At 60.1% G+C, this 26,721-nt stretch carries 31 protein-coding genes and 1 tRNA gene; 13 read left to right on the plus strand and 19 right to left on the minus strand.

All coding sequences use genetic code 11. The annotated features are described in order from the left end of the window. Nucleotides 1–262: 262 nt before the first annotated feature. The 5 genes from panC to pcnB are packed head-to-tail and all read right to left on the minus strand — an operon-like array spanning nt 263 to nt 4,400. A complete protein-coding gene (gene panC, locus BI364_RS11795) occupies nt 263–1,105 on the minus strand; it encodes a pantoate--beta-alanine ligase (RefSeq protein ID WP_070078906.1) in 843 nt (280 codons plus the stop codon). 4 nt (nt 1,106–1,109) lie between these two features. Further along, on the minus strand, nt 1,110–1,922 hold the full coding sequence (gene panB, locus BI364_RS11800; RefSeq protein ID WP_070078907.1) for a 3-methyl-2-oxobutanoate hydroxymethyltransferase: 813 nt from the start codon (nt 1,920–1,922) through the stop codon (nt 1,110–1,112). Nucleotides 1,923–1,926: 4 nt separating this feature from the next. After that, on the minus strand, nt 1,927–2,574 hold the full coding sequence (locus BI364_RS11805) for a deoxynucleoside kinase (protein WP_083251361.1): 648 nt from the start codon (nt 2,572–2,574) through the stop codon (nt 1,927–1,929). Then, on the minus strand, nt 2,567–3,070 hold the full coding sequence (gene folK / locus BI364_RS11810) for a 2-amino-4-hydroxy-6-hydroxymethyldihydropteridine diphosphokinase (RefSeq protein WP_070078909.1): 504 nt from the start codon (nt 3,068–3,070) through the stop codon (nt 2,567–2,569). The genes BI364_RS11805 and folK overlap by 8 nt, the downstream gene beginning before the upstream one ends. After that, a complete protein-coding gene (gene pcnB, locus BI364_RS11815) occupies nt 3,063–4,400 on the minus strand; it encodes a polynucleotide adenylyltransferase PcnB (RefSeq protein ID WP_070078910.1) in 1,338 nt (445 codons plus the stop codon). Before pcnB ends, folK begins: the two co-directional genes overlap by 8 nt. A gap of 100 nt (nt 4,401–4,500) precedes the next feature. Between pcnB and BI364_RS11820 the strand changes: the two genes are divergently transcribed. Then, nucleotides 4,501–4,576 (plus strand) — tRNA-Glu (locus BI364_RS11820). Nucleotides 4,577–4,716: 140 nt separating this feature from the next. Here BI364_RS11820 and BI364_RS11825 read toward each other — a convergent pair. Both BI364_RS11825 and BI364_RS11830 read right to left on the minus strand, forming a co-directional pair. After that, entirely contained in the window at nt 4,717–5,178 is a 462-nt protein-coding gene (locus BI364_RS11825; protein WP_156782741.1) for a c-type cytochrome, read from the minus strand. A 119-nt stretch (nt 5,179–5,297) separates the two neighbouring features. After that, on the minus strand, nt 5,298–5,693 hold the full coding sequence (locus tag BI364_RS11830; RefSeq protein WP_070080052.1) for an RNA-binding S4 domain-containing protein: 396 nt from the start codon (nt 5,691–5,693) through the stop codon (nt 5,298–5,300). Between the two features lie 45 nt (nt 5,694–5,738). Here BI364_RS11830 and BI364_RS11835 point away from each other — a divergent pair, with 45 nt between their 5' ends. Next, on the plus strand, nt 5,739–6,413 hold the full coding sequence (locus BI364_RS11835; protein ID WP_083251548.1) for a glutathione S-transferase family protein: 675 nt from the start codon (nt 5,739–5,741) through the stop codon (nt 6,411–6,413). A 45-nt stretch (nt 6,414–6,458) separates the two neighbouring features. Here the strand turns inward: BI364_RS11835 and BI364_RS11840 are convergent, their stop codons facing one another. Continuing rightward, nucleotides 6,459–6,899: a YcgN family cysteine cluster protein gene (locus BI364_RS11840; RefSeq protein ID WP_070078913.1), complete on the minus strand. Its 441-nt coding sequence runs from the start codon at nt 6,897–6,899 to the stop codon at nt 6,459–6,461. 8 nt (nt 6,900–6,907) lie between these two features. Beyond that, the gene (locus BI364_RS11845; RefSeq protein WP_070078914.1) at nt 6,908–7,585 is read right to left on the minus strand and encodes a hypothetical protein; all 678 of its coding nucleotides are present in this window, start codon (nt 7,583–7,585) and stop codon (nt 6,908–6,910) included. A gap of 92 nt (nt 7,586–7,677) precedes the next feature. On the opposite strand from BI364_RS11845, the gene BI364_RS11850 reads away from it, so the two are divergent. The 3 genes from BI364_RS11850 to BI364_RS11860 are packed head-to-tail and all read left to right on the plus strand — an operon-like array spanning nt 7,678 to nt 8,785. Then, entirely contained in the window at nt 7,678–8,037 is a 360-nt protein-coding gene (locus BI364_RS11850; protein WP_070078915.1) for a hypothetical protein, read from the plus strand. 56 nt (nt 8,038–8,093) lie between these two features. Beyond that, nucleotides 8,094–8,285 carry a hypothetical protein gene (locus tag BI364_RS11855; RefSeq protein ID WP_070078916.1) on the plus strand — a complete coding sequence of 64 codons (192 nt, stop codon included), beginning with the start codon at nt 8,094–8,096 and terminating at the stop codon, nt 8,283–8,285. Beyond that, a complete protein-coding gene (locus BI364_RS11860; RefSeq protein WP_156782742.1) occupies nt 8,282–8,785 on the plus strand; it encodes a HugZ family pyridoxamine 5'-phosphate oxidase in 504 nt (167 codons plus the stop codon). The genes BI364_RS11855 and BI364_RS11860 overlap by 4 nt, the downstream gene beginning before the upstream one ends. 7 nt (nt 8,786–8,792) lie before the next feature. Here BI364_RS11860 and BI364_RS11865 read toward each other — a convergent pair whose 3' ends face one another. Beyond that, nucleotides 8,793–9,434, minus strand: coding sequence for a tetratricopeptide repeat protein (locus BI364_RS11865; protein ID WP_070078918.1), 642 nt, complete (start codon nt 9,432–9,434; stop codon nt 8,793–8,795). Nucleotides 9,435–9,500: 66 nt separating this feature from the next. On the opposite strand from BI364_RS11865, the gene BI364_RS11870 reads away from it, so the two are divergent. From BI364_RS11870 to BI364_RS11880, 3 genes are read left to right on the plus strand one after another with little or no spacing between them, the layout of a single operon-like run. After that, the gene (locus BI364_RS11870; protein ID WP_070078919.1) at nt 9,501–10,631 is read left to right on the plus strand and encodes a glycosyltransferase; all 1,131 of its coding nucleotides are present in this window, start codon (nt 9,501–9,503) and stop codon (nt 10,629–10,631) included. Beyond that, complete coding sequence (locus BI364_RS11875; RefSeq protein ID WP_197495695.1) at nt 10,618–11,382, plus strand: DUF2334 domain-containing protein; 765 nt, start codon at nt 10,618–10,620, stop codon at nt 11,380–11,382. The genes BI364_RS11870 and BI364_RS11875 overlap by 14 nt, the downstream gene beginning before the upstream one ends. After that, nucleotides 11,379–12,389 (plus strand): lysylphosphatidylglycerol synthase transmembrane domain-containing protein, encoded by a 1,011-nt coding sequence (locus BI364_RS11880; RefSeq protein ID WP_070078920.1) that lies wholly within the window; start codon nt 11,379–11,381, stop codon nt 12,387–12,389. Before BI364_RS11875 ends, BI364_RS11880 begins: the two co-directional genes overlap by 4 nt. Nucleotides 12,390–12,404: 15 nt before the next feature. On the opposite strand, the gene BI364_RS11885 is transcribed toward BI364_RS11880, so the two are convergent. Further along, on the minus strand, nt 12,405–12,968 hold the full coding sequence (locus tag BI364_RS11885) for a TetR/AcrR family transcriptional regulator (RefSeq protein WP_070078921.1): 564 nt from the start codon (nt 12,966–12,968) through the stop codon (nt 12,405–12,407). Nucleotides 12,969–13,136: 168 nt separating this feature from the next. On the opposite strand from BI364_RS11885, the gene BI364_RS11890 reads away from it, so the two are divergent. Next, nucleotides 13,137–14,480 (plus strand): nicotinate phosphoribosyltransferase, encoded by a 1,344-nt coding sequence (locus BI364_RS11890; protein ID WP_083251363.1) that lies wholly within the window; start codon nt 13,137–13,139, stop codon nt 14,478–14,480. Nucleotides 14,481–14,498: 18 nt separating this feature from the next. On the opposite strand, the gene htpG is transcribed toward BI364_RS11890, so the two are convergent. Then, nucleotides 14,499–16,394, minus strand: coding sequence for a molecular chaperone HtpG (gene htpG, locus BI364_RS11895; RefSeq protein WP_070078923.1), 1,896 nt, complete (start codon nt 16,392–16,394; stop codon nt 14,499–14,501). 182 nt (nt 16,395–16,576) lie between these two features. On the opposite strand from htpG, the gene BI364_RS11900 reads away from it, so the two are divergent. Further along, nucleotides 16,577–17,746: a GGDEF domain-containing protein gene (locus BI364_RS11900; RefSeq protein ID WP_070078924.1), complete on the plus strand. Its 1,170-nt coding sequence runs from the start codon at nt 16,577–16,579 to the stop codon at nt 17,744–17,746. Here BI364_RS11900 and BI364_RS11905 read toward each other — a convergent pair. After that, nucleotides 17,743–18,180 carry a methylated-DNA--[protein]-cysteine S-methyltransferase gene (locus tag BI364_RS11905; protein WP_233279507.1) on the minus strand — a complete coding sequence of 146 codons (438 nt, stop codon included), beginning with the start codon at nt 18,178–18,180 and terminating at the stop codon, nt 17,743–17,745. The two genes, BI364_RS11900 and BI364_RS11905, sit on opposite strands and share 4 nt — an antisense overlap. A 141-nt stretch (nt 18,181–18,321) precedes the next feature. Between BI364_RS11905 and BI364_RS11910 the strand changes: the two genes are divergently transcribed. The 3 genes from BI364_RS11910 (at nt 18,322) to BI364_RS11920 (ending at nt 21,394) form a co-directional block, all read left to right on the plus strand. Continuing rightward, entirely contained in the window at nt 18,322–18,882 is a 561-nt protein-coding gene (locus BI364_RS11910) for a TRAP transporter small permease subunit (RefSeq protein ID WP_070078926.1), read from the plus strand. Continuing rightward, complete coding sequence (locus tag BI364_RS11915; protein ID WP_070078927.1) at nt 18,879–20,204, plus strand: TRAP transporter large permease; 1,326 nt, start codon at nt 18,879–18,881, stop codon at nt 20,202–20,204. The genes BI364_RS11910 and BI364_RS11915 overlap by 4 nt, the downstream gene beginning before the upstream one ends. Nucleotides 20,205–20,284: 80 nt before the next feature. Then, complete coding sequence (locus BI364_RS11920; protein ID WP_070078928.1) at nt 20,285–21,394, plus strand: TRAP transporter substrate-binding protein; 1,110 nt, start codon at nt 20,285–20,287, stop codon at nt 21,392–21,394. Nucleotides 21,395–21,434: 40 nt separating this feature from the next. Here the strand turns inward: BI364_RS11920 and BI364_RS11925 are convergent, their stop codons facing one another. The 6 genes from BI364_RS11925 to ffh all read right to left on the minus strand — a co-directional run bounded on the left by BI364_RS11925 (nt 21,435) and on the right by ffh (nt 26,701). Then, on the minus strand, nt 21,435–23,180 hold the full coding sequence (locus BI364_RS11925) for a tetratricopeptide repeat protein (RefSeq protein ID WP_156782743.1): 1,746 nt from the start codon (nt 23,178–23,180) through the stop codon (nt 21,435–21,437). A gap of 139 nt (nt 23,181–23,319) precedes the next feature. Continuing rightward, the gene (gene rplS / locus BI364_RS11930) at nt 23,320–23,664 is read right to left on the minus strand and encodes a 50S ribosomal protein L19 (protein ID WP_070078930.1); all 345 of its coding nucleotides are present in this window, start codon (nt 23,662–23,664) and stop codon (nt 23,320–23,322) included. A gap of 23 nt (nt 23,665–23,687) precedes the next feature. Next, on the minus strand, nt 23,688–24,437 hold the full coding sequence (trmD, locus tag BI364_RS11935) for a tRNA (guanosine(37)-N1)-methyltransferase TrmD (RefSeq protein WP_070078931.1): 750 nt from the start codon (nt 24,435–24,437) through the stop codon (nt 23,688–23,690). A gap of 9 nt (nt 24,438–24,446) precedes the next feature. Then, the gene (rimM, locus tag BI364_RS11940; protein WP_233279508.1) at nt 24,447–24,932 is read right to left on the minus strand and encodes a ribosome maturation factor RimM; all 486 of its coding nucleotides are present in this window, start codon (nt 24,930–24,932) and stop codon (nt 24,447–24,449) included. A gap of 31 nt (nt 24,933–24,963) precedes the next feature. Continuing rightward, on the minus strand, nt 24,964–25,215 hold the full coding sequence (gene rpsP / locus BI364_RS11945; RefSeq protein WP_070078933.1) for a 30S ribosomal protein S16: 252 nt from the start codon (nt 25,213–25,215) through the stop codon (nt 24,964–24,966). Nucleotides 25,216–25,336: 121 nt separating this feature from the next. Beyond that, nucleotides 25,337–26,701, minus strand: a complete 1,365-nt coding sequence (gene ffh / locus BI364_RS11950) for a signal recognition particle protein (protein WP_070078934.1) — start codon at nt 26,699–26,701, stop codon at nt 25,337–25,339. Nucleotides 26,702–26,721 lie beyond the last annotated feature (20 nt).

Consider the following 26,721-nt stretch of genomic DNA (forward strand, 5'->3'; position numbering starts at 1 on the left):
GGAATAGTTGAACACCATCCGAACAGATTGAGCTTAGTCAATCCTTGACCAAAACCCAGCAACAGCCTTCAACTCAGGCGCTTACAACTATCCGGTCACGGCTTCTTCGACAAGAAATTCTTATGAATGTTTCCGCCTTCACATTTTTGTCACAATTCGACACGCATGGCGTGGACATCGCGGGTGGAACGATGAGGCACATCAAGTCACCCGACGGCGGCGCCCACCGGGTAGTGGCTACACAGGGGTGTAACTAACTGAGCTAGACGACTGGGAGACAGTCAATCAGGCGCACACCGCCCAGCCAGGCAGCGGCAAGAATGACCAAGGGCGCAGCACCGGCACTGCCAGAAGACAGGTCTTCTGCGTGGCGAATGGCCACGTATTCGACCTTGAAACCCGCTCGGTTTAAGGCATCGGTGGCGGCACGCTCGATGGTTTCGATTGCGCCGCCACGCCGCAATAGCGTCTCGGCACGGCCCAAGCTCTGATACAGTATCGCCCCGCGCCGCCGAGCTTCTTCGTCAAGGCGCGCATTGCGCGAACTCAGTGCCAGGCCATCCTCCGCCCTAACGACGGGCACACCGTGAATACGGACCGGGATGTCTAGATCGGCAGCCATCCGACGCACCAGTAACAACTGCTGGTAGTCCTTCTCTCCGAATACAGCCTCGTCCGGTTGCACTAGGTTGAAGAGCTTGCACACGATGGTAGCCACGCCAGTAAAGTGTCCTGGTCTGCGCTCCCCCTCCAGGATATCACCCAAGCCTGGCACGCTGACGCGGGTAGCAAGCGCCAGCCCACCCGGGTATAGCGTTTCCGCATCTGGCGAGAACAGCAAATCGACACCATCGCGTACCAGAATGGCCCGATCCGCCTCTAGCGTGCGCGGGTAACTATTCAGATCCTCGGGGCGGTCGAATTGCAGCGGATTGACAAAGATGCTCACGACCACGCGATCTGCCCGTTGTCGAGCCTCGCGGATCAATGCACGATGACCGTCGTGCAAATTGCCCATCGTCGGTACTAGCGCAACGCGCTCGCCCTGCAGACGCCACCCACGCACGATGCTGCGGAGTTCCAGAGGTCTTCCCGTCTCGCGCATGGGCTCAGAAACCGTGTTCGGGAGCCGGGAAGCGCCCCTCACGCACCGCCTCAACGTAAGCGCGCAAGGCATCCCCCACTCCCTCGTGACCCGGCATAAAATTCCGGCTGAAGCGCGGGGGCGTTCCGGGCGTGATGCCCAAAACATCGTGCAGAACCAATATCTGGCCATCACAGGCCGAGCCAGCACCGATACCGATCACCGGGATATCTACCATTTCAGTGATTTCGGCCGCCAGACTCGCTGGCACACATTCGAGCAACAATAACTCAGCTCCCGCAGCCGCCAATGTACGGGCATCTCGACGCAGGGCCTCTGCCGTTGCGGCATCGCGCCCCTGCACCCGATATCCTCCGAGCTTGTGCACAAACTGAGGGCGTAGTCCCAGATGAGCGCAGACTGGCACACCGTGTCCGCTCAACTGTTCGACGACGGCCACTTGGTCGGCACCACCCTCAAGCTTGACCATCTCCGCGCCCCCCTCTTGCATCAATCGAGCGGCGTTGCGCAAGGCACTGGCGGGATCGGTGAAGCTCATGAATGGCATATCGGCCATCAACAAGGCATGCCGCCGACCCACCGCGGCCATTCGCGTGTGGTACACCATGTCATCCATGGTTACGGAAACCGTGCTTTCGCGGCCTTGCACCACCATCCCAAGAGAATCGCCGACCAAAATCACATCGACACCCGCATCATCAACCAGGCGGGCAAAGCCGGCATCGTACGCCGTCAGACAGGCAATTTTGCGGCCTTCACGCCGGGCACGCCGGAGGTCGGTGACCGTCACGCGCTTTTGTTCGTTCTGTACACTCATGGCATCACATCGTAAAAGGCAAGGGGTTGAAGAAACGGCGCCCGCTGGGTGGTGTGCGAATTTCATCGACCAAGGCCTGATAATCGCGCTCGTTGCGCACGATATCGATCTCGCTGGCATTGACAATCAATAGCGGTGCGCCATTGTAATGGTAGAAAAAATCGGCATAACGTGCGCATAAGCGCGTCAAATAGGCCGGGTCGATCAGGCGTTCGTAACTGCGGTCACGCTGCTCGATCCGGCGCAACAGTACGTCTACAGGCGCTTGCAGATACACCACCAAATCTGGACGCGGGGCATCCAATACCAGCTGGGTATAGACCTCCTCGTACAGCGCCAGCTCATCCTCATCGAGCGTTACCTCGGCAAACAGACGATCCTTATCAAGCAAGAAGTCCGCAATCCGTGTCGAGCTAAAGAGGTCGTTCTGGCGCATGGCTCGCATCTGGCGTACCCGTGTCAGCAAAAAACTGAGCTGCGCCGGCAGTGCTGCCCGCCGCGGATCCTCGTAAAAACGCTCCAGGAAAGGGTTTTCTTCTGGCTGCTCCAGCAACAACGAGGCCTCGAAGTCCTCGGACAGCCGTCGCGCAAGTGTCGTTTTACCCACTCCGATCGGGCCTTCGATGGCGATGAAACCCGGCAGTTCAACCATCAGAACGATCCAAAGGCAAGAGCCCCCTAGAAGGACAGCACGCGATCAACGCATCCAGCGATCCGAGACCCGGAATCACCAGCCACGGTGCAATTTCGGCGAGAGGATACAGGACAAAGTCCCGTTCATGCATGCCCGGATGCGGCAGTGTCAGACGCGGTATGGCCAGCGTTCGGTCGCCATGAAGCAGGAGATCGAGATCCAAGGTGCGTGGCCCCCAATGCTCGCCGGACCTTACCCGCCCCTGATCGGCCTCAATGGCTTGAAGCGCATCCAGCAGATCGAGAGGCGCCAAAGCCGTGTCCAATCGGGCTACCGCATTGATAAAATCGGGCTGGTCCTGCGGTCCTATCGGCGGATTGATGTAGAGGCACGAACGCTGCAGCAATCGCGTCTGTGGTATGGCATCAAGCGCCATGATCGCACGTTCGATCTGGGACTTCGGGTCATCCAGGTTACTGCCCAGGGCCACGTAGGCCGGACAGCACTCAGGCATCGGTAGGCTTGGCCTTACGCACGCGGCGATTACGACGCCGACGGCGCCCCGCCTCGGGACGCGCTGTCGCAGCGGCGACCTCGAGTAACTGCTGCTGACCTTCCGCGTCGCTTTCCTGCAGGCGCGTCCACCAATCACTCAGTTCCACATCGATTTCGCCGACCCTCGCCCGCAGACACAGGAAATCGTAGGCCGCCCGGAACCGAGGATGAGCCATCAGGCGCATCGGGCGTTTGCCCTGTCTTTGTGCGAACCGAGGTTGCTGCGTCCAAATCTCACGCATCGGCAGACTAAAGCGCTTGGGCAGGCTGATACGGCGCGTCTGCTCAGCGCTAATCTCCGCTGCCGCGATCTGCAGGGCCGGTATCTCGCCCAACTCATCACTGTTCAAGTCCCGTACACGCTGGCGTACCGGCTCCCACAATAGGGCCGCAAATAGGAAGGCCGGCGTCACCGGCTTGCCTTCGGCCACTCTACGGTCCGTATTTTCCAAGGCCTGACGCAAAAAAGTCAGCGGAAAACCGTCGATTTCGGTCGCCAAGGCCGCCTCGGTTGCCGGGAAAAGCACCCCGAACAAGCCATAGTGCCGCATCAGTTCGAAGGACTGCACGGCCGCCCCACCCTGAAACAACTTGAGGACTTCATCGAACAACCTCGCGGGCGCAACATCCGCCAGCAAGGGCGCCAGTTCAAACAACGGCGCCTCGCTTTCTGCCTCGATCCGAAACCCCAGCTTCGCGGCGAAACGTACCGCGCGAAGCATGCGCACGGGGTCCTCGCGGTAGCGCACCTGCGGGTCGCCTATCAGACGCAACAGACCCTCGCGGATATCGCCCATCCCCCCCGCATGATCCACCACGGAAAAATCGCGAATATCGTAATACAGGGCGTTAATGGTGAAATCGCGGCGCCAGGCATCCTGCTCGAACGTCCCGTATACATTGTCGCGCAAGATCCGCCCTTCCTCGCTCAGCTCCGCATCACCGTCGCTCTCCGCGATCTCGTGCGGTGCCCGAAAGGTGGCAACCTCGATGATTTCACGTCCGTAGCGAACATGTGCCAACCGAAAACGACGGCCAATCAGTCGACAGTTACGAAACAACGACTGCAACTCCTCCGGCCGCGCGTTGGTCGCAATATCAAAATCCTTCGGCTCCCGGCCGAGCAACAGATCGCGCACCCCACCGCCCACGAGGTAGGCTTCATAACCGGCATCCTTGAGACGATAAAGAACCTTCAGCGCGTTTGGGCTAATCCGGGCGCGGGAGATGATGTGCTCGGCGCGAGGAATGATGGCGGGGATGGATGCGGGGATGGATGGTGAATTCAAGCTGGATGCAGGCTCACGATGTGGGTGGGGAAGAATGCTTCTTGAGAAAATCCAATTCGCCAGTATAATACCAGCCTTTCCGCGCAGCTGCAGTCTTCCAGCTCCCATCGTCTAGCGGTCTAGGACGTCGCCCTCTCACGGCGAAAACCGGGGTTCGAGTCCCCGTGGGAGCACCATCCCCGCAACAAACCCGTATTTGGATAGACCCGCACTCTGAAGCGGGAATCCGGGTGACTGCCCGCCTATAGCAAAATCCAATACTCGACACACGAATCCCATGCCGGGAACCAGCATGGGATTCGTTGATTCGCTGCGTTTATTTCGGTTTGCCGCCCATGTCGATGGGTTTGCCCTGTGACAGCGAGGTCAGATAGGCAACTAAAGAGCGCATGGTCTTGCTGCCATACGCGGGCGGTTTGCCACCGAGGCCGCCGGCCACACAGCCGCGGATCTGGTCCTCGATCGTAATCACCTTGCCAGCACGCGGGCTGTAGCGGGGGAAAATAGCTGCGGCATTGGAAAGACTCGGGAATTTATGACCGTTTGGCGTCACCGTCGGCCCCATGCCGGCAGCCTTATGACAGGATTCACAGGTCGTACCACGCCCGCCGAAGGTGTCGTGAATGAAGATATGCTTGCCATCGGCGATAGCTTGAGCCAATGGGCTTGGGGCGGCATGCGCGCCGACCATTGCACCGAAACCAAGCATTGCAACTGTCAGTGCGACGACTTTTATGCGCTTACCGGCTCCATTTGCTGCTGTAGACACTCGGGACATGCCGCTTTCTCCTTATGGTGGGTTTGCTTCGAATGCAGGGTCCGCTTACAGATCACCTCGAACCAATGGAATGTGACCGCAATCACCCGCAATCGTTCCACTCCGACAAAGCGGAATAATCAATCCAACCCGCGCAGCTCGCGAATACGCCTGCGCGCTCGCTTATCCGGGCGTTGTGCCGGGGCGAGCGCCCCGGCATGTTCCAATCGCCGCATCTCCGCATAGCGCTCACGCGCCTGTCGCTCCCCCTCGCCCTCGGCGTAAAGCCCTTGCGCCTGCGAAGCTGGCCCCCGCCGTTCGCTGAGCAGCAGCACCTCGACGACATAGCGTTCCTCACCACGCACGATCTCGAGTTTATCGCCGAGCCGCACCCCGCGAGATGGCTTTACGCGCGCGCCGTTGAGATGTACCTTGCCACCGTTGACTGCGGATGCGGCAAGGCTGCGTGTCTTGAAAAAACGCGCAGCCCACAACCACTTGTCGATCCGCAACGCCTCTCCCTGAGACGACTGCATCAGCTGCAGTCCTCCGAAATGCCACACACCACCGCGGAGATGCTCATGCCTCTGGAATTGATCAGTTTCAAACTATGCCCCTTCGTGCAACGCAGCGTGGTCACACTCCTGTACAAACAGGTACCCTTCGAGATTACCTACATCGACCTGGCCGCGCCACCGGACTGGTTTCTCGAAATATCGCCCCTCGGCAAGGTGCCGGCCCTGCGCCTTGACGATGGCAACGCATTGTTCGAATCGGCGATCATCAACGAATATATTGACGACATTACGCCACCCGCACTGCATCCGTCTGACCCGCTGGTCAGGGCTCGAAACCGCAGCTGGATCCAATTTGGCGAACAGTGCATCGTCGATCAATATCAGCTGACCGTCGCCAAAAACGAGGACGATTTCGAAGCGGTGCGCACCCGAGCACAGAGCAACCTGGCCAAGGTCGAGGCGATATTGGGTAACGGCCCCTGGTTCAACGGCACCGTTTTTTCGCTGGTCGACGCAGCCTACGCACCGATATTCATGCGTTATGCACTGATCAAGCCGATGGACGATGTCATGCCAGAAGCCGACTACCCACGACTGAATGCCTGGGCCGAAGCATTGCTCGCACTACCCGCCGTACGGCAATCGGTAGTCGGGGATTTCGACACCTTGCTCGCCGCCTACATCCGCAAAAACAGTCCTTATGCCGCTGAACGCCTGATTGCCGCCGTGGCTGCCTGAACGCCCCGATATCCATGCGTACTGTACTGCACGCATGGATATCGATCAGCGTAACCATTCCACGATGTGCTCCTCCAGGTCATCCACGTAGCGCTCGCTGACGCAACGTCCGCGCACTGAAACGCCGGCACGATGTACAGCCTCGTGATCGCCGCAAACCAAGTGATGCCATTCAGGCAGATCCTGCCCTGACGCCAGCCGTCGATAACCGCAGGTCGACGGCAACCATTCGAAGCTCTCGATGTCTTTGGTGGTCAACTGGATGCAATCCGGCACTTGGCTGCGCCGACGCGGGTAGTCTTTGCACTGGCACGATTGGAGATTGAGGAGATGGCAGGCCACGTCGGTAAAAAAAAGCTCGCCACTATCCTCGTCCTGCAGCTTGTGCAGACAGCATCGGCCACACCCGTCACAAACGGCTTCCCATTCCTCCTGATCCATTTCCGCCAAGGACGTATCGCGCCAAAAACCGGGTCGTAAAGCCATGTTTCGCCTCAATTCCCCTGAACCATGCCCATACCATCGATACGCGTGCGCACACCCGCAAACGCCGACGGCGCCACGTAGTACAACACCGCGTGACCATCACGCCCTCTCAATAGCGCGAGGCCACGCTGGGGATATAACCAATACACCTGCCCGTCACTCACGGCGACTCGCTCGACCGGAGACCCGAAGGATTTGAGGACCAAGTCTTCGTCATAGCGTACTCGCGGTACATAGGTGATCCCCGTGATCGGCAAGCCATAGGCCCGGAGGGTATCCGTCTCGGTCAGAGCCAAACGCCAGGCTCCGGTTGCCGTCGGTTGACGACCTACGGCACGGGCCGCCATGGCGATCAAGGCCACCCTGGATGCGCCGAGCGTCACGTCGAGCCGGGCCTCAAACATGCCCAACGAAATAGTGCCGTAATAGGCCTCCAGACTCATGCGGCCGTCAGGCGCAACGAATAGCGCCACGCGCGGAATATTGCGCAGACGTGCATTGAGCTCGCGGGCCGTCGTCCTGCCCAGCGTCACGCCAAAAATGCGCGAGGCCCCATCCGGCAGGATCACGACCTGCCAAGGCAGATCGCCCGTCTCCCTCGCCCCGCCACCACGTCCGAACCAGCTCGCGACACCCAGCGCAAGCGCAAGCAGCAAAAACACAATCAATAAGCTGTTGCGCAGCATATCCCCCCCAACTATATGTCGCATTGTAGCACCCGCCCTCGGCGTGACCGGCTGATATACTGCGCTCATCCATGTCTGTGGAGACCTCGAAAATGCTGCCTGATTATCAGCCCGACACCTCTCTGTGCGAGCGTTTCGCGGACTTCCGCGAACGCCGCTACTGGGTGTTCTATGCCCCCAATACCAGTGAAGGCGAGGAAGCCAGGGCATATGGTGTCCTGTTCGACATTCTGCGCAAGCAGACGGCAATCATGATGATCTCGCCCGCTGATCCAGCCCGGTACGAGCCGGTCTACTATGACGCGCTGAAATACAGCCTGCCGACGATCCGTCACAGCCGACTGTTCACCTCGAAGGTACCCAAGAACAGCCGTGTCTACTTTATCGAGGAACCCGAACCGGTCGCCGATTTCTATGCCTGCGCCGATGTCGTGCTGCTCGGGGTACGCTGACTACCGAGGCGACTGCCACGCCTGACCTGATCACCCCGATCCTTGCCGGAAAGCCGGTGATCGCGGGCCCTGGTTCGAACCATCCTGAGGTGCGTGCGGCCATCGCCGCCGGCGCGATCCGCAGCGCGGCGTCGGTCGAGGAAATGGCCGAAACGATACGCGAACTCCAAGCGGCCCCCGAGTCCACCCACACGTTGACCGAGCACGCCCTCACCTGGCTCACCACGCGCACGAGTGCCGCATCGTGAGCGAAAAGGGAGATGATCCACAAGCGACATTGATGGCGTTACATGAAGACTGCCAGTCGCTGATTTTGGCCACGCTTGACGAAGCCGGCACGCCGCACGCCAGTCCCGCGCCCTATATACGCGACGCGCGTGGCGATTATCACGTCTTCGTCAGCGGTCTATCCGCGCATACTCGCCACCTCGCCTCGGGGCGCCCCGCCTCGGTACTGCTCATCGAGGATGAAGCCGCCACGGCGCAGATCTTCGCCCGCACACGCCTCAGTCAGACCTGCCGTGTGGATGAGATTCAGCCGGACACGGCCGAATGGACCTCGCTGCTGGAGCTCTTCGAGCTCCGCTTCGGACAGATAATCCGGCTCCTGCGCTCGCTCCCAGACTTCCGTCTGTTTCGACTACAACCCCACAACGGCGGTCGCTTGATAACCGGATTTGGCCGCGCCTTCGATCTGAAGGATGGGGCCTTGCACCCCGTCGGCCCGCCAAACACGCCGGAAGGCTGAGTACGACTCAGCCGCGTCTGACGCGAAATTCTCGTAACCAGTCGATCGCAATCTCGCCGGCACGCAGCCGCTCTGCCGGCGACAGTTCGCGCGCCACCCGCTCCCGATACCGCGCCGCGTTGGCAACCCCCAGCTCGGCGGCAATATTGAACCACTTATAGGCATCGACATCACTGCGTGGTACGCCCTCGCCCATGGCAAAACACCGCCCAAGATTATTCGCGGCATGTGGCTCACCCACCTCCGCCGCGCGGTAATACCACTGCGCCGCCTGCTCGGCATCTCGTGGAAGGCCTTCACCCGTATCGTATTTGAGCCCCAGTCGGAACTGCGCTTGCGGATTACCCGCTTCGGCAGCCACCCAGAACCAGTGGGCGGCTTGGTTCGCATCGATCGCGATGCCATCGCCTATATCCAGCATCAGCGCAAGGTTGAAGGCGGCCTCGGTGAAGCCTTGCTCGGCCGCCGCCCGATAATAGGCCGCAGCTAGCGGTTTGTCCGCCGCAACCCCATCGCCCTGGTCGTAGATCACCCCGAGGTTGAACTGCGAGCGCACATCACCTTGATCGGCCAGCAGGCGCCACAAATGCAGCGCGCCGGCGCGCTCACCCTGCAGGTAGAGGTCGAGCGCCGTGTTGAAATCCGTCATACTGTCGTTTCGATTGCCGTGATTGATAGGTCGTGAGTGAGTAGAAGCCAAACCCGGACGCCTGCCATGCATCTGTCCGACATCACCATGTTTTACGCGCCGGAAAGCGGTGGCGTACGTCGCTATCTAGACGCGAAGCGGCAATGGCTTGCGCATAATACCTTGTGCCGCCACAGCCTGCTGGCGCCCGGCACCCGCAATACCCAGGACTCGCCTGGCGTGTTCACGCTGGCGGCGCCGCCGCTACCTTTTTCCAATGGCTACCGCTTTCCGATACGTCGCGGTCCCTGGATACGCAAGCTGGTCGAACTCGCCCCCGACCTCATCGAAGCCGGCGATCCCTATCGCCTGGCCGGCGCCGCGCTCGCTGCGGGGCGGCAACTGAACGTTCCGGTGGTCGGATTCTATCATTCCGACCTGCCGAGACTACTGGCCAAACGTCTCGGCGAACGCGCCCTGCCCGCAACCCAAGCCTATGTCCGCCGCCTCTATCGCTCATTTGACCAAGTACTGACGCCAAGCCGGACCATGCACGACCACCTCATTGAGATGGGCGTTGAGCGCGTCGCCGTGCAGCCTCTCGGAGTCGATGCGGAGGGGTTCCATCCGCGCAACCGTGACCCACATCTGCGCCGACAACTGGGCCTCTCCGCACACACGCATCTGCTGATCTTCGCCGGACGCTATGCACGTGAAAAAAACCTGGAGCAGTTGGTTCATGCCTTCAAAAGTCTGGGACCACGCTACCATTTGCTCTTGGTCGGCCCCGACATGCCCTTTGCCTCAACCGGTAACATCAGTTGCTTCTCCCATTTTTTCTCCGCCCCCGAGCTAGCCCGCCTGCTCGCCTCTGCGGATGCGCTGGCACACGCCGGCGATAACGAAACTTTCGGGTTGATCGTGCTGGAGGCTATGGCCAGCGGTATCCCGGTGGTCGGGGTCGAGGCTGGCGCCATCCCCGAACTGGTCAACCCGGCGGTGGGCGCCCTTGCGCGATCCAGCGCCCCCGGCCATCTGGCCGAGGCCATCGAAGCGCTGTTCACGCGCGACGTGGCCGGCATGGGCCGGGAGGCCCGCCGGCAGATCGAGGCGCACTGGACGTGGGATCGCGCCTTCAGCCAGCTGTTCCAGACCTATTGCCGATTGATCGATCCGACCGGCCTCAGCCACGAGAATTCGCAACGTGCCAGCGCCTGATATTTTTCCACCCCGTGCCGTCAGCGTCGTGCTGCATGACGTCGCTCCCGCCACGTGGCCCGCCTGCGAAGCCCTACTGCGAATGATCGACGGTTGCGGCCAGGTGCCCGTTACCTTGCTAGTGGTACCCGACTATCACCATCGCGGCACCATCGACACGGATATCGGCTTCCGCCGCGCGATCGAGGCCCGTTTGCAACGCGGCGACGAATTGGCGCTTCATGGGTTTCATCACATCGACGATACCGCCGCAGCGCCACGCAACCCACTGCAATGGCTGACGCGACGCGTCTACACGGCCTCCGAAGGCGAGTTCGCTGCATTGAACGAATCCGCCGCGACCGAACTGCTGGCGCGTGGCCTAGCATGCTTTGACGCCCTCGATTGGCCTGTCGAAGGCTTCGTAGCCCCAGCCTGGCTGATGAGCGATGGCACACGTGCCGCACTCGCGCACTCTCGCCTGAAGTACACATCGACCCGCACCACGCTCTACCGCCTACCGGACTGGCGAGCAACCGGACACCCCAGTCTGGTGTGGAGCGTGCGCGCTGCATGGCGTCGCGCTGCCTCGCGCGTGGTCAACGAGGTACAACAAAGACGTCTGAGTCGCGCACCGCTGCTGCGTCTCGGGCTACACCCGGCCGACGCCCAGCATCCGCAAGCGGTGAACTACTGGCAACGCACGCTACGCCAGGCCCTCCGCGACCGACAGCCCATGACCAAAGCCGCCTGGTTGGCGGCAGGCGCATGAAGCGCGCGCTACTGATCGGACTGGTTACACTCCTGCTGAGCCTTGCCATCCCGCTGAGTTACGGTGGCTTCGGCGTGCTGGCGCAACTGCCCGAAGTGGCGCACTGGTTGATACCCACAACGCTCGGCATGGTCATGCTGGGCTGGATATTCAATGCAGCACGCTTACGTCTGCTGGTCAGCGGCGTAGAAAGCAGCCTGCGCCGCCGACAGGCACTCGCGACCGTCATCTCGACTGAATTTGCCGGCGCGGCCTCCCCCGCCGGCGTCGGCGGCCCACTGACCTATGTCTACCTCCTGCGTCAGCACCACGTGAAAACCGGTCACGCAGCGGCCCTGTACGCGGTTGACCACATCATGGATCTGGCTTTTTTCGCGACAGCATTGCCGCTGGCCCTCGCGGTATTCACCTTTGACCGTCAACTTGACCACCCGGCTTGGCTGCTCGGTCTACTGCTTGGCTTGCTCGCCGCCGGACTCGGCTTCATGTGGTTGTTGCTACGCCGCTATCGTACGGTGCTACGACTATTCGGGCGGTTGCTGCGGCGCCTACATGTCAGTATTGCCAGGCGTCGCAGGCTGGCGCGCTGGGTCATTCAGTTCCGACATGCGGTCAAACTGCTGCTCGGCATGCCCTGGCATCGATTGGTATTGCTATACGTCTACTGCATGAGCCACTGGTTGTTGCGCTACAGCATCCTGCCCGTCGTACTTTACGGCCTGCACCACCCGGTACCCTGGTCCTATCTCTTCGTAGTGCAGGGGATGCTCCTGTTTGTCGGTCAGCTTAGTTTCCTACCGGGCGGCACCGGCAGTGTTGAACTCGGCTTCTCGGCCCTGCTCGCCGCCTGGCTGTCGACCGACACGCTGGCGCTGGCACTGATTCTCTGGCGCTTCGCAACCTTCTACTGGTATTTACTCGCGGGCGCGCCTGTTTTCGCCGCCACCGCTGGTGCGGCCACCGGACGGCTGCTGATCGCACGACGCGAATGCGAATCCGCTGGCTGAAGGAGCCGGCCCACGCTAGAGGCGATCGACCCATGCCTCCAATCGCCCGACCTCCCGCTCCAGGAATATCGGGTCGGCATAGACGCTGCCCAACAGCGTCACACCCTGACAAACGGCAAGCAAATGCATCGCCATGCCTGCGGGATCCTGCAATTTGAGCCGGCTCATCTGATCCTCCAGCCACACCCTGATCACCTCGAACAAGGCAACGGCCTCAACCTGCAGCTTACGCTGAGTCTTGCTCAGCTCCTGAGTCAACGAACCCACCGGGCAACCATAGCGCAACAACTCGCTGCGATTGTCTAGCATCATGCGAACAAAGCAGCGCAGACAGGCATGCGGTTCGGCAAAATCTCGTGACCAGGATTCAAGCCGCGCGCATAACTGATCGCGGCGGCGGGCGATAACCGCCGAAAGGATTTCGTCCTTGCTCTTGAAGTAATAATAGAAATTGCCACGCGACAGCTCTGCCGCTTGGGCAATATCGCTGAACGAGGTCTGATTGTAGCCACGGTGATAGAACAGCTGATCGGCCGCCTCCACGATACGCTGGCGATTGTGATCGCCTTTGTTACCCATTGCGCCGCCTCCTCGTCGTTTACATGAACCCAGTATACGACCATCAAACAACGGCTCCGCCACCCTTGCCAGCCTCGCCAGACTCCAGCAATACTCTCAAACGTAAGCGCAAGCTGTGCCGTCGCGGGCGGCTTCGAGCCACCACCTTTAGCCAGGAGACCCCATATTGTGACCGATGGCGTACCCGTCAATCCGTTGCTGACCGACTACTACCAGCTCACCATGATGGACGCCTACCTCCAACGCGGCATGATGGATACGGCGGTCTTCGAATTTTTCGTGCGCAAGCTCCCAGAGTCGCGCAATTTCCTGATCGCGGCCGGCCTTGCTCAGGTGCTCGAATTCCTGGAGCAGCTCCGCTTCTCGGAAGATGCCCTGCAATGGCTGAATCGCCATCATCATGCCAGCCCCGTACTCACCGAATACCTCTCGCAGCTACGCTTCGAGGGCGACGTCGACGCGCTCCCCGAGGGCACGGTCTTCTTCTCCGATGAACCGGTGCTGCGCATCAGTGCGCCGCTCCCCGTGGCTCAATTGGTCGAAAGCCGGGTCATGAACCTACTCCATTTCCAGTGCATGATCGCCTCCAAGGCAGCCCGCATGGTGCTCGCTGCCCCAGGCAAGCGTCTGGTCGATTTCGGTCTGCGCCGCGCCCATGGTGCAGAGGCCGGCCTACTCGCGGCGCGCGCATCCTACTTGGCCGGTTTCGATGGCACCGCCACGGTACTCGCGGGGCACGATTTCGGCATACCGCTCTATGGCACCATGGCACATTCATTCGTACTCGCCCATGACGACGAACGGATGGCCTTCGAGAACTTCGCCAAAATCCATCCTGACAATACCGTTCTGCTGATCGATACCTACGATACCCAACGTGGGGCTCGACATGTGATCGAAGTCGCCGAGCGCCTCCACGCGCACGGCATCCGTATCCGCGGCGTACGCATCGACAGCGGCGACCTGGATACCGCTTCCCGCGAGGTGCGCGCCATTCTGGACGCCGCCGGCTTGCAATCGGTCACAATCTTCGCCAGCGGCAATCTCGACGAATCACGCCTTGCTGCCCTGCAACAGGCCGGCGCCCCGATCGACGGCTATGGTGTCGGCACGCGCATGGACGTCTCCGATGATGCTCCCTATCTAGAGTGTGCATACAAGCTACAGGCCTACGCCGGACAACCCCGTCGCAAACGCTCCGAAGGCAAGGCCACCTGGCCCGGCAGCAAGCAGATTTATCGACGATACCGAGCAGATGGGCAAATGATCGGCGACTGCATTACGCTGAGTACGGAGGAAGCCGACGGTGAGCCACTGCTACGCCCGGTCATGCGCGGTGGTCGGCGTATCAAGCCGCAACCGAACTTGGCCGAGGCAAGGGAACATGCCCGGCACGAGTTGGCCAGACTACCGGCCGCGTTGCGTGAATCGACACCCGCGACGGCACCCTATCCAGTGACCCTCTCATCCGAACTGCGCGCGCTCGCTCGACGACTCGACGCCGCCGATTGAGCACACAGGTCCACCACGCTAACCGGCCAGCGCCAACATCAGCTGGTTAAGCCGTGCAACAAAGCCCGCCGGATCCTCCAACTGACCACCCTCGGCCAGGACAGCTTGATCGAGTAACAGCATGGACCACTCCTTGAAGCGTGTGTCGTCTGACTCCGAATCCAGACGCGCGACCATCGGGTGCCCCGGATTGATTTCTAACACCGGCTTGCTACCCGGCATCTCATGCCCGGCCTGCTTGAGCAACTGCTGCATATAGAGCGCCATGTCGTGCTCGCCCAGGACGATACACGCCGGCGAACTGGTCAGGCGATGCGACACACGCACCGATTCCACCCGCTCGCCCAGCGCCTCGCGTACGCGCTCGACCAGCCCCTTGGACTCGTTTTCAACGGCCTCCTGGGCCTTGCGCTCGTCTTCCGATTCGGTGCCGCCAAGATCGAGATCACCCTTGGCGACCGACTGGAACGACTTGCCTTCGAACTCGGTAAGGTGCCCCATCAACCACTCATCGACACGGTCGGACATCAGCAACACCTCGATACCCTTCTTGCGCAGCAACTCCAGATGCGGGCTGTGCTTGGCGGCCATGAAGGTATCGGCGGTAATGTAATAAATCTTGTCCTGACCCTCGCGCATGCGCGACACGTAATCCTTCAGCGAAACCGTCTGCGCCTCCGTATCCGCATGCGTGCTCGCGAAGCGCAACAACCCGGAAATTGTTTCTCGATTGGCGAAGTCCTCTGCAGGGCCCTCTTTAAGGACCCGCCCGAACTCATCCCAGAATTTTTGATAATCCTCCGGGCGTTTCTCCGCCAAGTCGTCCAGCATGCCCAGCAGTTTCTTGACCGACCCAGCCCGGATCTGCTCGATGATCCGGTTGCCTTGCAGTATCTCGCGCGAGACGTTAAGCGGCAGGTCGTTAGAATCGATTACACCGCGCACGAAGCGCAGGTAGCGCGGCATCAGCTGTTCGGCGTCGTCCATGATGAACACGCGCTGTACGTACAGCTTGAGTCCATGAACATGATCGCGATCCCAAAGATCTAAAGGTGCCTTCGCCGGCACATACAGCAGCGAGGTGTATTCAAGGCGACCTTCGACACGATTATGCGTCCACGCCAACGGCTCACCGAAATCATGCGCCACGTGTTTGTAGAAGGTCTTGTATTCCTCGTCGTCGATCTCCGACTTGGGACGCTGCCACAGCGCGGACGCCTTGTTGACCGTCTCCCACTCGTCGATGGGCTTGCCGTCCTCTTCCGTGGACTTGCGCATACGGATCGGCAGCGGCACATGATCGGAATATTTGGTGACGATACTGCGCAAGCGCCAGTCGTTCAGTAAATCCTCACGTTCGTCTTCACGCAAGTGCAGCACGATTTCGGTGCCACGGGGCGTGGCTTCGACCGTTTCCAAGGTATAACCGCTCGTGCCATCCGACTCCCAACGCACGCCGTGCTCCGGGCCCATGCCTGCGCGGCGGGTCGTCAGGACCACACGGTCGGCCACGATGAACGCGGAATAAAAACCCACGCCGAATTGCCCAATCAAGCGAGTGTCTTTGGCCTGATCACCCGTCAATCGCTCGAAAAACTCGCGAGTCCCCGACTTGGCGATGGTCCCGATATTGCCGATCACCTCCTCGCGACTCATGCCGATACCATTATCGCGTACCGTCAGCGTCCCTGCCTCTGCGTCGAATTCGACATCAACCGCAAGTGCATTATCACCCTCGTACAGGGCATCATCGCCCAGCGCCTCGAAACGCAGCTTGTCGCAAGCATCAGAGGCATTCGAGATCAACTCACGCAGGAAAATTTCCTTGTTCGAATACAACGAATGGATCATCAGCTTCAAAAGCTGATTGACCTCCGTCTGGAACGCCAGCGTTTCCTTGGTTGAGCTGTTCATGCCTTCTCCCGTCCTAATGTTGAAGAGTCCACCATCCGGAGCGCCCAAGCGCCCCGCTCGTCATCAGTGCGTTTTATGGGGCCAGCCCCCCACTTTTCAAGCACAAGACGATGCACAGACACGGAAAATGTGACATATTCCGTGCAATCGCGGAAACAATCACACCAAATTTGGAGATCCGCATGGCAGACGGGGGCAGCCCGCTTGCTGGTCGAAATCATCGCGCTGAAACGCTCCCCGACGACTTCGACCGTATCAAGCGCAGGATGGCCCTGCTGGCCATGTCAAGCGGCGCCGTCGCCTGCCTGATCGCATCAAGCCTCGCACACCGAGTGGGTCTACCAAACCCGGTGGATGCACATGTATTGCCCATCCTGGGCATTGGCCTGCTGGTATTGGCGCTCTCGCTGTGGCGCAATCCGCCCCTGCTCCCCTGGATCGAACGCATCGGCTGGGGACTGCTCACCGCCTACCTGCTCGCCGCATTGGGTTACAAAACCCTCCATTATCCATATACGCACACTCCGCTCGGGGCGCGCACCTACTGGTTTTTCTTCACGTACCTGCTCGCCTTCCTGGTCTGGCCGCCTCGCGGAGCCTTGGTAGCCAGCCTAGGTGTGATCAGCACAATCGGCGGCCTTACCCTCTGGCTTGGCCTCAAGACGCGGGGCGCCAATATCGAACTGCTGTCCTCGCTGATACAACTGATCGCCGCCAGTATTGCCTATGTATTCGTACACTACAGCTTCGCGCAATTGCGCCCGCAATACGCCCGCATGCGCACCCTGGCATTTTCAGACCCACTCACCGGCTGCGCCAATCGCCGCCGTGCGGAAGAACTCCTCGCCCTGGAAGTTGCCCGAGCCGGGCGCTACGGGCGACCACTCTCCCTGATTTTGTTCGACCTCGATCACTTCAAGCAGATCAACGATCTGCATGGACACGCCATCGGCGACGCCGTGCTGCGAGCAGTGACCAATGCCGTGCGATGCGATCTGCGCGGATTGGATCACCTAGCCCGCTGGGGAGGAGAAGAGTTTCTGATCATTGCACCCGAGCTGTCTCAGTCCCGAGCCTCCCAATTCGGCGAACGCCTGCGCAAGCGCATTGCATCTTTGCGTATTAGCGGCGGCATTCAGCCGACTGCAAGCTTCGGTATCGCCAGTTTTCGCTTGGGGGAAACGGCCGACATGATGGTGCAACGAGCAGATCGCGCAATGTATCGCGCGAAGGCTCAAGGACGAAATCGTGTCGAAATGGAGCGTCCGCGCACGGCCACTCCAGAGGCCACCGATGTTGCAACGGTCACGACCGAAGAAACGGATGAGCCCTCTACCGCACTTGGGGACTAGATCAGTGCCGCAACGCCCTCGTGAGCGAGCAAACCGCGCTTAATTTCCAGCAGGCGGCCATCAACTGCCCCTGCATAGCCGCCCCAACCATTTGCGGCCACCACGCGGTGGCAAGGTACGATGAGCGTCCACGGATTCGCGCGGCAAGCTTGGGCGACCGCACGCGGGCCACTGCCCAGTTCATGGGCTAGTGCGCCATATGTCCGCACCTCACCCGCGGGTATGTCACGCAACGCGTGCCAGACGCGCCGCTGGAAGGCCGACCCCGTCTCCGGTAACGGCAACCCGAATCGATGCGCGGGCGCGCGCAGATAGACGTGCATCTCCTCACGGCAGACCGCAAGCAGCTCATCCTCAGCACCTTCGGCGGGCAGAGCATCATCACCGAGCCAGTCGCAGCCCCACAAATCTCCGCCCCGCGCATAAATACCCAACCGCCCCCACGGCAAGGTTAATGCGCCGACCAGATTAGAGGTCTTTCGTTCACTTTTTTTGCGAGCACTCATCTGCTTGGATAGAATACGCCCCCTTCGGGCTCTATATAACTAAGGTCGCATAATGAATAAGGGGATGCCATGCACGGCTGGCTGAAGTTCGCGAATATCGTCGATGCACTGAACGAGCAAGTCGGCCGCTTAATGTATTGGCTGGCCTTCGCCATGATACTACTCGGCGCCTACAATGCCACCGTTCGCTACCTCGGCCAATACATCGGTGCCAACCTGTCTTCGAACGCATACCTCGAGGCTCAATGGTACCTGTTCGGCACCATGTTCATGCTCGGTGCCGCCTACACTCTCAAGCACAATGCCCATGTACGCGTGGACATCATGTATGGACGCCTCTCGCCCAAAGGACAGGCCTGGATAGAGCTCGCCGGGACGTTGGTATTTCTCCTGCCATTCAGCATCCTGATCCTGTGGCTATCCCTTTCCTGGGTGGGCTTTTCATGGAAATTTCATGAAATGTCGCCCAATCCAGGCGGGCTACCCCGATATCCGATCAAGACCATCGTACCCATCGCCTTCGTACTGCTGATCCTCCAAGGCTTATCACAAGCCATCAAGGCCATCGCGGTTATCCGCGGTCATCGCGCGTCGGTTTACGAATCCAAACAGGAAGATGTGGTGCTATGAGCATGGACTGGATGGGCGGGGTCATGCTGCTGACCCTGCTATTTATGATTTTTTCGGGATACCCCGTCGCCTTCGCACTTGGCGGTACGGCCATGCTGTTCGTGCCACTGGGCATTGGCCTCGGTTTTTTCGACCTCAACCTCATGCAGGCACTGCCGCAACGCGTCTTCGGGGTGATGGACAACTACACCCTGCTGGCGGTCCCTTTCTTCATCTTCATGGGCACCATGCTGGAAAAATCGGGCTTGGCGGAAGATCTGCTCAAGACCATGGGGCAGCTGTTCGGCCCACTGCGTGGGGGTCTCGCCCTCTCGGTTGTTTTCGTCGGCACCCTGCTGGCCGCAGCGACCGGCGTGGTCGGTGCCACGGTCGTATCGATGGGGATGATCGCCCTACCCGTTATGTTGCGCTACGGATATTCCGGATCGCTATCGACGGGCATCATCGCCGCTTCCGGCACGCTCGGGCAGATCATCCCGCCCAGTGTGGTACTCATTATCCTAGGCGCCCAGCTTGGCGTACCGGTCGGTAGTCTGTTCGTCGGCGCGCTCGTCCCTGGACTGATGTTGGCCGGTATGTATGCGCTGTACGCCGCGGGTGTCGCCGTATTCAGGCCAAATGCCGCGCCGGCGCTCCCCCCCGAAGATCGCCCCAAGAATTTTGGGCGCCTCATGGTCCGGGTCTGTTTGGTGATGATTCCTCCATTGGCCCTGATCTTCGTGGTACTTGGCAGCATCTTCACCGGCGTCGCCACGCCCACCGAGGCCGGCGCCTTCGGCTCGATCGGTGCCATTCTGCTCGCCGTATTCAGCGGGCGCTTCAAATTCCCGCAAATCACCCACAGCCTAGAGGTTACCGTCAAGCTAAGTTCGATGGTGCTATTCATCCTCGTCGGCTCGCGCTTCTTCAGCCTGGTATTCCGAGGTTTTGACGGTGATTTGTGGGTGGACAGCTTCCTCACCAGCCTACCCGGCGGTCAACTTGGTTTCCTGCTGGCAGCCAATCTGGTCATTTTCATATTGGGATTTTTCATCGATTTCTTCGAAATCGCCTTCATCGTATTGCCCCTGCTGGCACCCGCGGCGATGCATCTCGGCGTCGATATGGTCTGGTTCGGCATCATGATCGGTATGAACCTGCAAACCTCCTTCCTAACACCGCCATTCGGCTTTTCCTTGTTCTACCTGCGCGGCGTCGCACCGGCTAGTGTGACCACGATGCAGATTTACAAAGGTGTCATTCCCTTCATCATCATCCAGCTGATCGGGTTGACGATTCTGATCACCTATCCCGATATTGTGCACCTCCTGCCGGGCAGTTAGGCGGGGCCCGATCATCCTGGTCATGATGGGTGATCGGTACTACAGTCAAACGATTAAACAAACAAAAAAGGGAGAAGACCATGAAACGTCGCGACTTTATTAAAGGTGGCACCGTGGGACTGGCAGCCGGGGCGGCTGCACTCGCGGCACCTGCCGCCTTCGCCGAGAAGACATCGCCGCGACTGCGCTGGCGATTGGCGGCAAGCTGGCCGATAAGCCTTGATACCGTGTACGGCGGCGCCGAGTTCTTCGCCAAGCGCGTCGGCGAGCTGACCGGAGGCCGCTTCAACATCCGCGTCTACGCCGGCGGCGAGATCGTCGGAGGTCTACAGGTGCTCGACGCCGTCCAGCAGGGTACCGTGGAGATGGGGCATACCGCCTCCTACTACTACATCGGCAAGATGCCCTCGCTGGCATTCGATACCACGCTCCCCTTCGGCATGAACTATCGCCAGCAGAATTCCTGGCAAAACTTCGGCGGCGGCAACGACCTCCTCAACAAGGAAGTCTTCTCCCAGTTCAACATCGTCTCTCTACCCGCCGGCAACACCGGCACACAGATGGGCGGATGGTTCCGCAAGCCACTGGAGGGACTGGGCTCTCTGAAGGGTCTCAAGATGCGCATCCCCGGCTTTGGCGGCAAAGTCATGGCCCGCCTGGGCGTCAACGTGCAGACATTGGCCGGTGCAGAGATCTACCCCGCACTCGAGCGTGGCGTCATCGACGCAACCGAATGGGTCGGCCCCTACGACGACCAGAAGCTCGGCTTCTATCGCGTCGCCAAGAACTACTACTACCCGAGCTGGTGGGAACCGTCCACACAGTTCTCGCTATATGTGAACAAGACCGCCTGGGACAAGCTCCCCAAGGAATACCAAGCCGCCGTGCACGCAGCTGCGGCCGAGGTCAATGTCCGCGTCATGGCGCACTATGACGCAGTCAACCCACCCGCGCTCAAACAACTGATCGACAAGGGTGTCACGCTGCGTCCATTCAGTAAGGACATCATGGAAGCCGCGCAGAAGAACGCCTTCGAACTCTACGAAGAGCTGGCCGCCAAGGATCCGACCTGGCGCAAGATCTATGGCGAATGGAAGAAATACCGCGGCATGGAATACGCGTGGTTCAACGTTGCCGAGCAGGGCTTCGCCGACTTCGCGTTCCCGCAGGTTCCGCGTAGCGAACTCTGATCAATTCCGAGGGGGCCGCCGAGGGCGGCCCCCTCGTTTTCTAGCCGGCCCCAAGCGCCGCAATGCTGGAAGGACCCAGTTCCGCAAGCTTCTGCTTCAGGAAAGTCACGCGGGCCGGGGCCTTTGTTCTGGCCAGCAAATCACTCAGGATCCTACGCGCATCGCCCTTCATGCCCGCCTTCACAAGCATCTGCGCAGCATTGTAACGCGCCGTTTGCCCCCATTGATCATAGGCCTGAGCCTGATCCAGCAAGGCCGACGCAAGATACTTCCGCGCTGATTCGCGATAATGCCCCATGGCCTGGTAGGAATCCCCCTCCCAGAACAAAACTTCACGCCGCAGCTGGATGTCCGTCAAATGCGGCAGCAGAGCCTTGAACAGGTCGATCGCCTGCTGATTGAGCTTAAGCGACTGCAGGTTGAACAATACCTGCATCAATCGATCCGCCTGTGCCTTGTCGAGCATCGGGCTACGTTCGATAAGATCGTGTAATTGCGCAACACCCGCCTTTGGCTTACCGCCCAGGATGAGCACCCGTGCCACGCGCAAGGTCCAGTCATACGGACTTTCACCCGCCGGCGCCTGATCAACGCCGACCATCAGTCGCGCCGCCAGGTTGAGATCGTGTCGATCCACCGCGTCATTGGCGAGTACCAAGCGTACGGGCACAGGCAATTCCGAGAGGTGCGCAAAGGTCTTCGGCGCGCTCAGAAACAAGCGGTCTACCAGCGTGGTGCCACCCGGCTCCGCCAATAGCGCGGTCAGTAGCCAGCGATAACCCGTCATACGCCCAGCCGGCGTCTGTCCGGTCAGGGCAAGCAGTGCGTTATAAGCGCGTACCTGAGTGGGATGATTAGATTTCCCTGCACGCTTGGCCGCTGCCTCCCATGCAGCGTCGTCTCCCAAGAGGATACGGTCCCGGTTGCCGAGCATTTCGCCGAAATGCCGGTATGTATTCCAGAGCGTGTCGCCATCGTAGGGCAGCAATGGGTTCAGCGGTAGATTCGGCGCCAGCGCGAGAAACCGCTCGAGTGCGACCACCGCGCCGGCCCAATTCCGGCGCTGCAATGCCGCTGCGGCCGCCACGCCCCACAGGCGCGCCGCATCCTCTGGCGCCACGTGCTTGCCTTGCGCCGCGTGTATTGCATCCCGTTCAAGTGTTGCCGCCGGACGTGCCCCCGCGCGCAGGCTGGCGAGCAGATAAAGCCAGTTCGTGTCATGAGCATCTGGCTTGAGCAGATCAAGCGCGTAGCGAGGCTCACCTACGCGCAGCCATACCCGCGCCAGTACGTCTCGCTCGCGCCGACCATCGATCCTGTAATCCGCTTGATACTGAAGCAACGCGAGGCGCGCATCGTCGGTAAGATTGTCTTCAAGATAGGCTTCTATCAGCAGCCTGCGCCACAAGCGCACCGATTTTTCGTCTGGTGTAGACGCACCAGACCACAACAACTGTCGCAGTAACTTACGCGCATCAAGGCCGTGGTGTAGCTGCAGCCAAGCCTTGGCGCCATCGGTCTCGAATATCGTCCGATCCGTTTGGGGCAAGGTCTTGGGTAGGTTTGCCGCCGCATTGGCAACGCCCTGCCAACGCTCTGCCTTCTGCAACAATTGAAATTTCGCGCGTTCCCAGTCCAACCAAGTCTGAGGATTTTTCGAATATGCTGGTTGATTCGTGTCGAGCGAATCGAGCGCGAGTTCTAGCGCCCCCGCTTTGGCATAGGCCAAGACTTGAGGCAGGGAGATACCGCCGGCGTCCACGACAGCAGCAGATGATACTGGCACATGAACTGGCCGTCGATCAGCATTAGCCGTCGACGACAAACTCATTGCGAGCAACAGCGTTACGAACGAGAAACGTCCGCAACGCCGAAGACCTCGACGAAACGACACATCCCTGACAACGGGACGTGCACGCATTGCGTCAGAGCTTTTCCTTGATGCGTGCAGCCTTGCCGGTACGTCCACGCAGATAGTACAGCTTGGCACGCCGGATATCGCCACGGCGCTTGACGCTGATTTCAGCGACGCTCGGGCTATGGGTCTGGAACACACGCTCAACACCCTCTCCATGCGAGATCTTGCGCACGGTAAAGGCCGAATTCAGCCCGCGATTCCGCCTGGCGATCACCACACCCTCAAAAGCCTGCAGACGTTCGCGATTGCCTTCCTTAACCTTGACCTGTACGACAACGGTGTCGCCGGGGCCAAAGCTCGGAATCACCGGCTTCAACTGCTCAGCTTCGAGCGCCCTGATAATCTCGTTCATCCTATCAACCCTCAACAATTGACCTAAAGCGTGGCTTGCTCGGCCTTGCGCTCGGCCAGATATTCATCCAGTAAAACGCTGTCTGTACCCGAAATCGTCATCGCCGATAGCAAATCGGGCCGGCGCTCCCAGGTACGTCCCAGCGACTGCTTGCGTCGCCATCGTGCAATCTGCGCGTGGTTACCTTCCAACAGCACGGCAGGAACCTTCAAACCATCCACATGCTCCGGTCGTGTGTAATGCGGGCAATCCAGCAAGCCGTCCTGAAACGAATCCTGCTCCGCCGATTCCGCATCACCCAAGACTCCCGGCAACATTCGGGTAATCGCATCAATCATGACCATCGCCGGCAATTCGCCACCACTGAGGACATAATCGCCAATCGACCACTCCTCATCGACCTCAAGCTCGATTAGACGCTCGTCGATACCCTCGTAGCGTCCCGCCAGCAACATCAAGTCGCTACCAGAAGCAAAGCGCCTGACTGCCGACTGATCCAGGCGTCGTCCCTGAGGACTTAGATAAATCACACGCCCGCCACCCGCCTCGCGCGCCGCCGACAGGGCTTGCCTGACCGGATCCACCTTCAGGATCATGCCCGGCCCGCCTCCATAGGGACGATCATCCACCGTACGGTGCCGATCCGCCGTGTAGTCGCGCGGGTTCCAGGTGCGCAACTGCAGCAACCCTCGATCCACTGCTCGACCGACAACACCATGGCGCGACACTTCGGCCACGAAGTCGGGAAACAGACTGATGACGTCTATACGCATGCGAGGACCCTAGAAATCGGCGTCCCAATCCACCCGCAGTTCGCCAGCCGCCAAGTCAACGGCACGCACCACATCGGGCCTCACATACGGGATCAGTCGCTCCCGCTCACCCCGCACCACCAGCACATCATTCGCACCGGTCTCCATCAGCCGCTCAACCACGCCGAGTCGCATGCCATCCGCATTCAATACAGCCAAACCGATGAGATCGGCCCAGTAATATTGGCCATCCGGCAAAGCGGCAAGTGCCTCGCGATCAACTGCTACTTTGAAGCCACGAAGCTCAGCGGCCTGCTCGCGTTCATCGATCCCTTCAAACCGGACCGCCAGAACCGGGCTGCCATGCACTCGCGCTTCAACCACGCGGCGCTCATGCCAGACATCCTCACGCCCCAGTTGCCATACCGGAAAATCCAGCAAGCCCTCGGGTGGCTCGGCGTAGGAATAAACCTTCACCCAACCTTTGACCCCGAAAGGTGCGGCAATCTGCGCCATGATCACCCGGCTCGGCATACCCGACACGAGCTCAAGCAGCCGACTTGTGTGCTTCCTTGATCAGCTGTGCAACACGCTCGCTGGGCGCGGCACCCTGAGTCAGCCAATGCTCGACCCGAGGCGCATCCATCTGCAGGCGCTGTTCCTGACCGCGCGCAACCGGGTTGAAGAAACCCAGGCGCTCAATGTAGCCGGAGTCGCGACGACTACGGGAGTCAGTCACAACGATGTGATAAAAGGGACGCTTCTTGGCGCCGCCTCTGGCCAGTCGAATCGTTACCATGTAGTCCTAGTCCTGACGCTAATGCATGGGGTATACGCAACGGCACCGAGTGCCTCCGCATACCGGGCCGGCAATTTTACGCGATTTGACGCAAAAGTGAAGTATCGTCGCGCGTCGCACCTCAAAATGGCATTCCGCCGCCGGGAATTCGGCCCTTCATCGCCCGCATCATCTTCACCATACCGCCTCCCTTGGAAAATTTCTTCATGGCCTTGCGCATCTGCAAATGCTGCTTGAGGAGACGATTCACGTCTTGCACCTCGGTACCCGAGCCTCCGGCGATGCGACGTTTGCGCGAACCTTTGATGATATCCGGGAAGCGACGCTCCTCCAGGGTCATCGAGTCGATAATGGCCATCATGCGCTTTACTTGAATGTCATTAGCTTGATTTTTCACTGCCGTCGGCAGCTGCCCAGCACCTGGCAGCTTGTCCAACAAACCGGCAATCCCCCCCATTTTGAGCATCTGATCAAGCTGGTCGCGTAGATCGCCGAGGTCGAAACCTTGTCCTTTTTGCACCTTGCGCGCGAGTTTGGCGGCCTTATCCTGATCGAAGTTGCGCTGCGCTTCTTCAACGAGGGTGACCACATCACCCATGCCGAGGATGCGTGACGCGATTCGCTCAGGATAGAAGGGCTCCAACGCGCGCGTCTTCTCTCCGACACCGAGAAACTTGATCGGTTTGCCGGTGATAGCGCGCACCGACAATGCCGCGCCGCCGCGCGCATCACCATCCGCCTTAGTCAACACCACGCCGGTTAGCGGGAGCGCTTCGTCAAAGGCCTTGGCGGTATTGGCCGCATCCTGGCCGGTCATCGCATCGACCACGAACAGGGTTTCGATCGGGTTGAGCGCCTCATGCAGCCGACGGATCTCGTCCATCATCTCCGCATCGATATGCAAACGCCCGGCGGTGTCGACCAACAGAACATCCTTGTGCTGCCGGCGGGCGTGATCTACTGCTGACCGCGCGATCTCAACGGGATCTTGATCAGCCTGGCTGGGGAAGAAATCGACCTCGACCTCGCGCGCCAGTGTTTCCAGCTGCTGAATGGCGGCCGGGCGGTAGACATCGCAACTGACCACCATTACCGACTTGCCCTGTTCCTGCCTCAACCAACGCGCGAGTTTACCCACCGTGGTGGTCTTACCTGCACCCTGCAAACCCGCCATGAGCACGATCGCGGGCGGCTGAGCACTGAGGTCGAGGGTCTCATTGGCAGTACCCATTGCGACCACCAACTCGTCGTTCACCACCTTGATGAGGGCTTGCCCTGGCGTTACGCTGCGGATCACCTCTTGTCCGATTGCGCGACCCCGTACCGCCTCGATGAAGGACTTGACAACCGGCAGGGCCACGTCGGCTTCCAGCAGCGCCATACGCACCTCACGCAAGGCGTCCTGTATATTGTCCTCGGTCAGTCGCGCCTGTCCCTTCAGCCGCTGGATCGTACCTGCTAGGCGTTCGCTCAGACTCTCAAACATGTCACATTCTCGGATTCAGT

This window comes from Acidihalobacter yilgarnensis, assembly GCF_001753245.1.
GTDB classification, from domain to species: Bacteria; Pseudomonadota; Gammaproteobacteria; order DSM-5130; family Acidihalobacteraceae; genus Acidihalobacter; species Acidihalobacter yilgarnensis.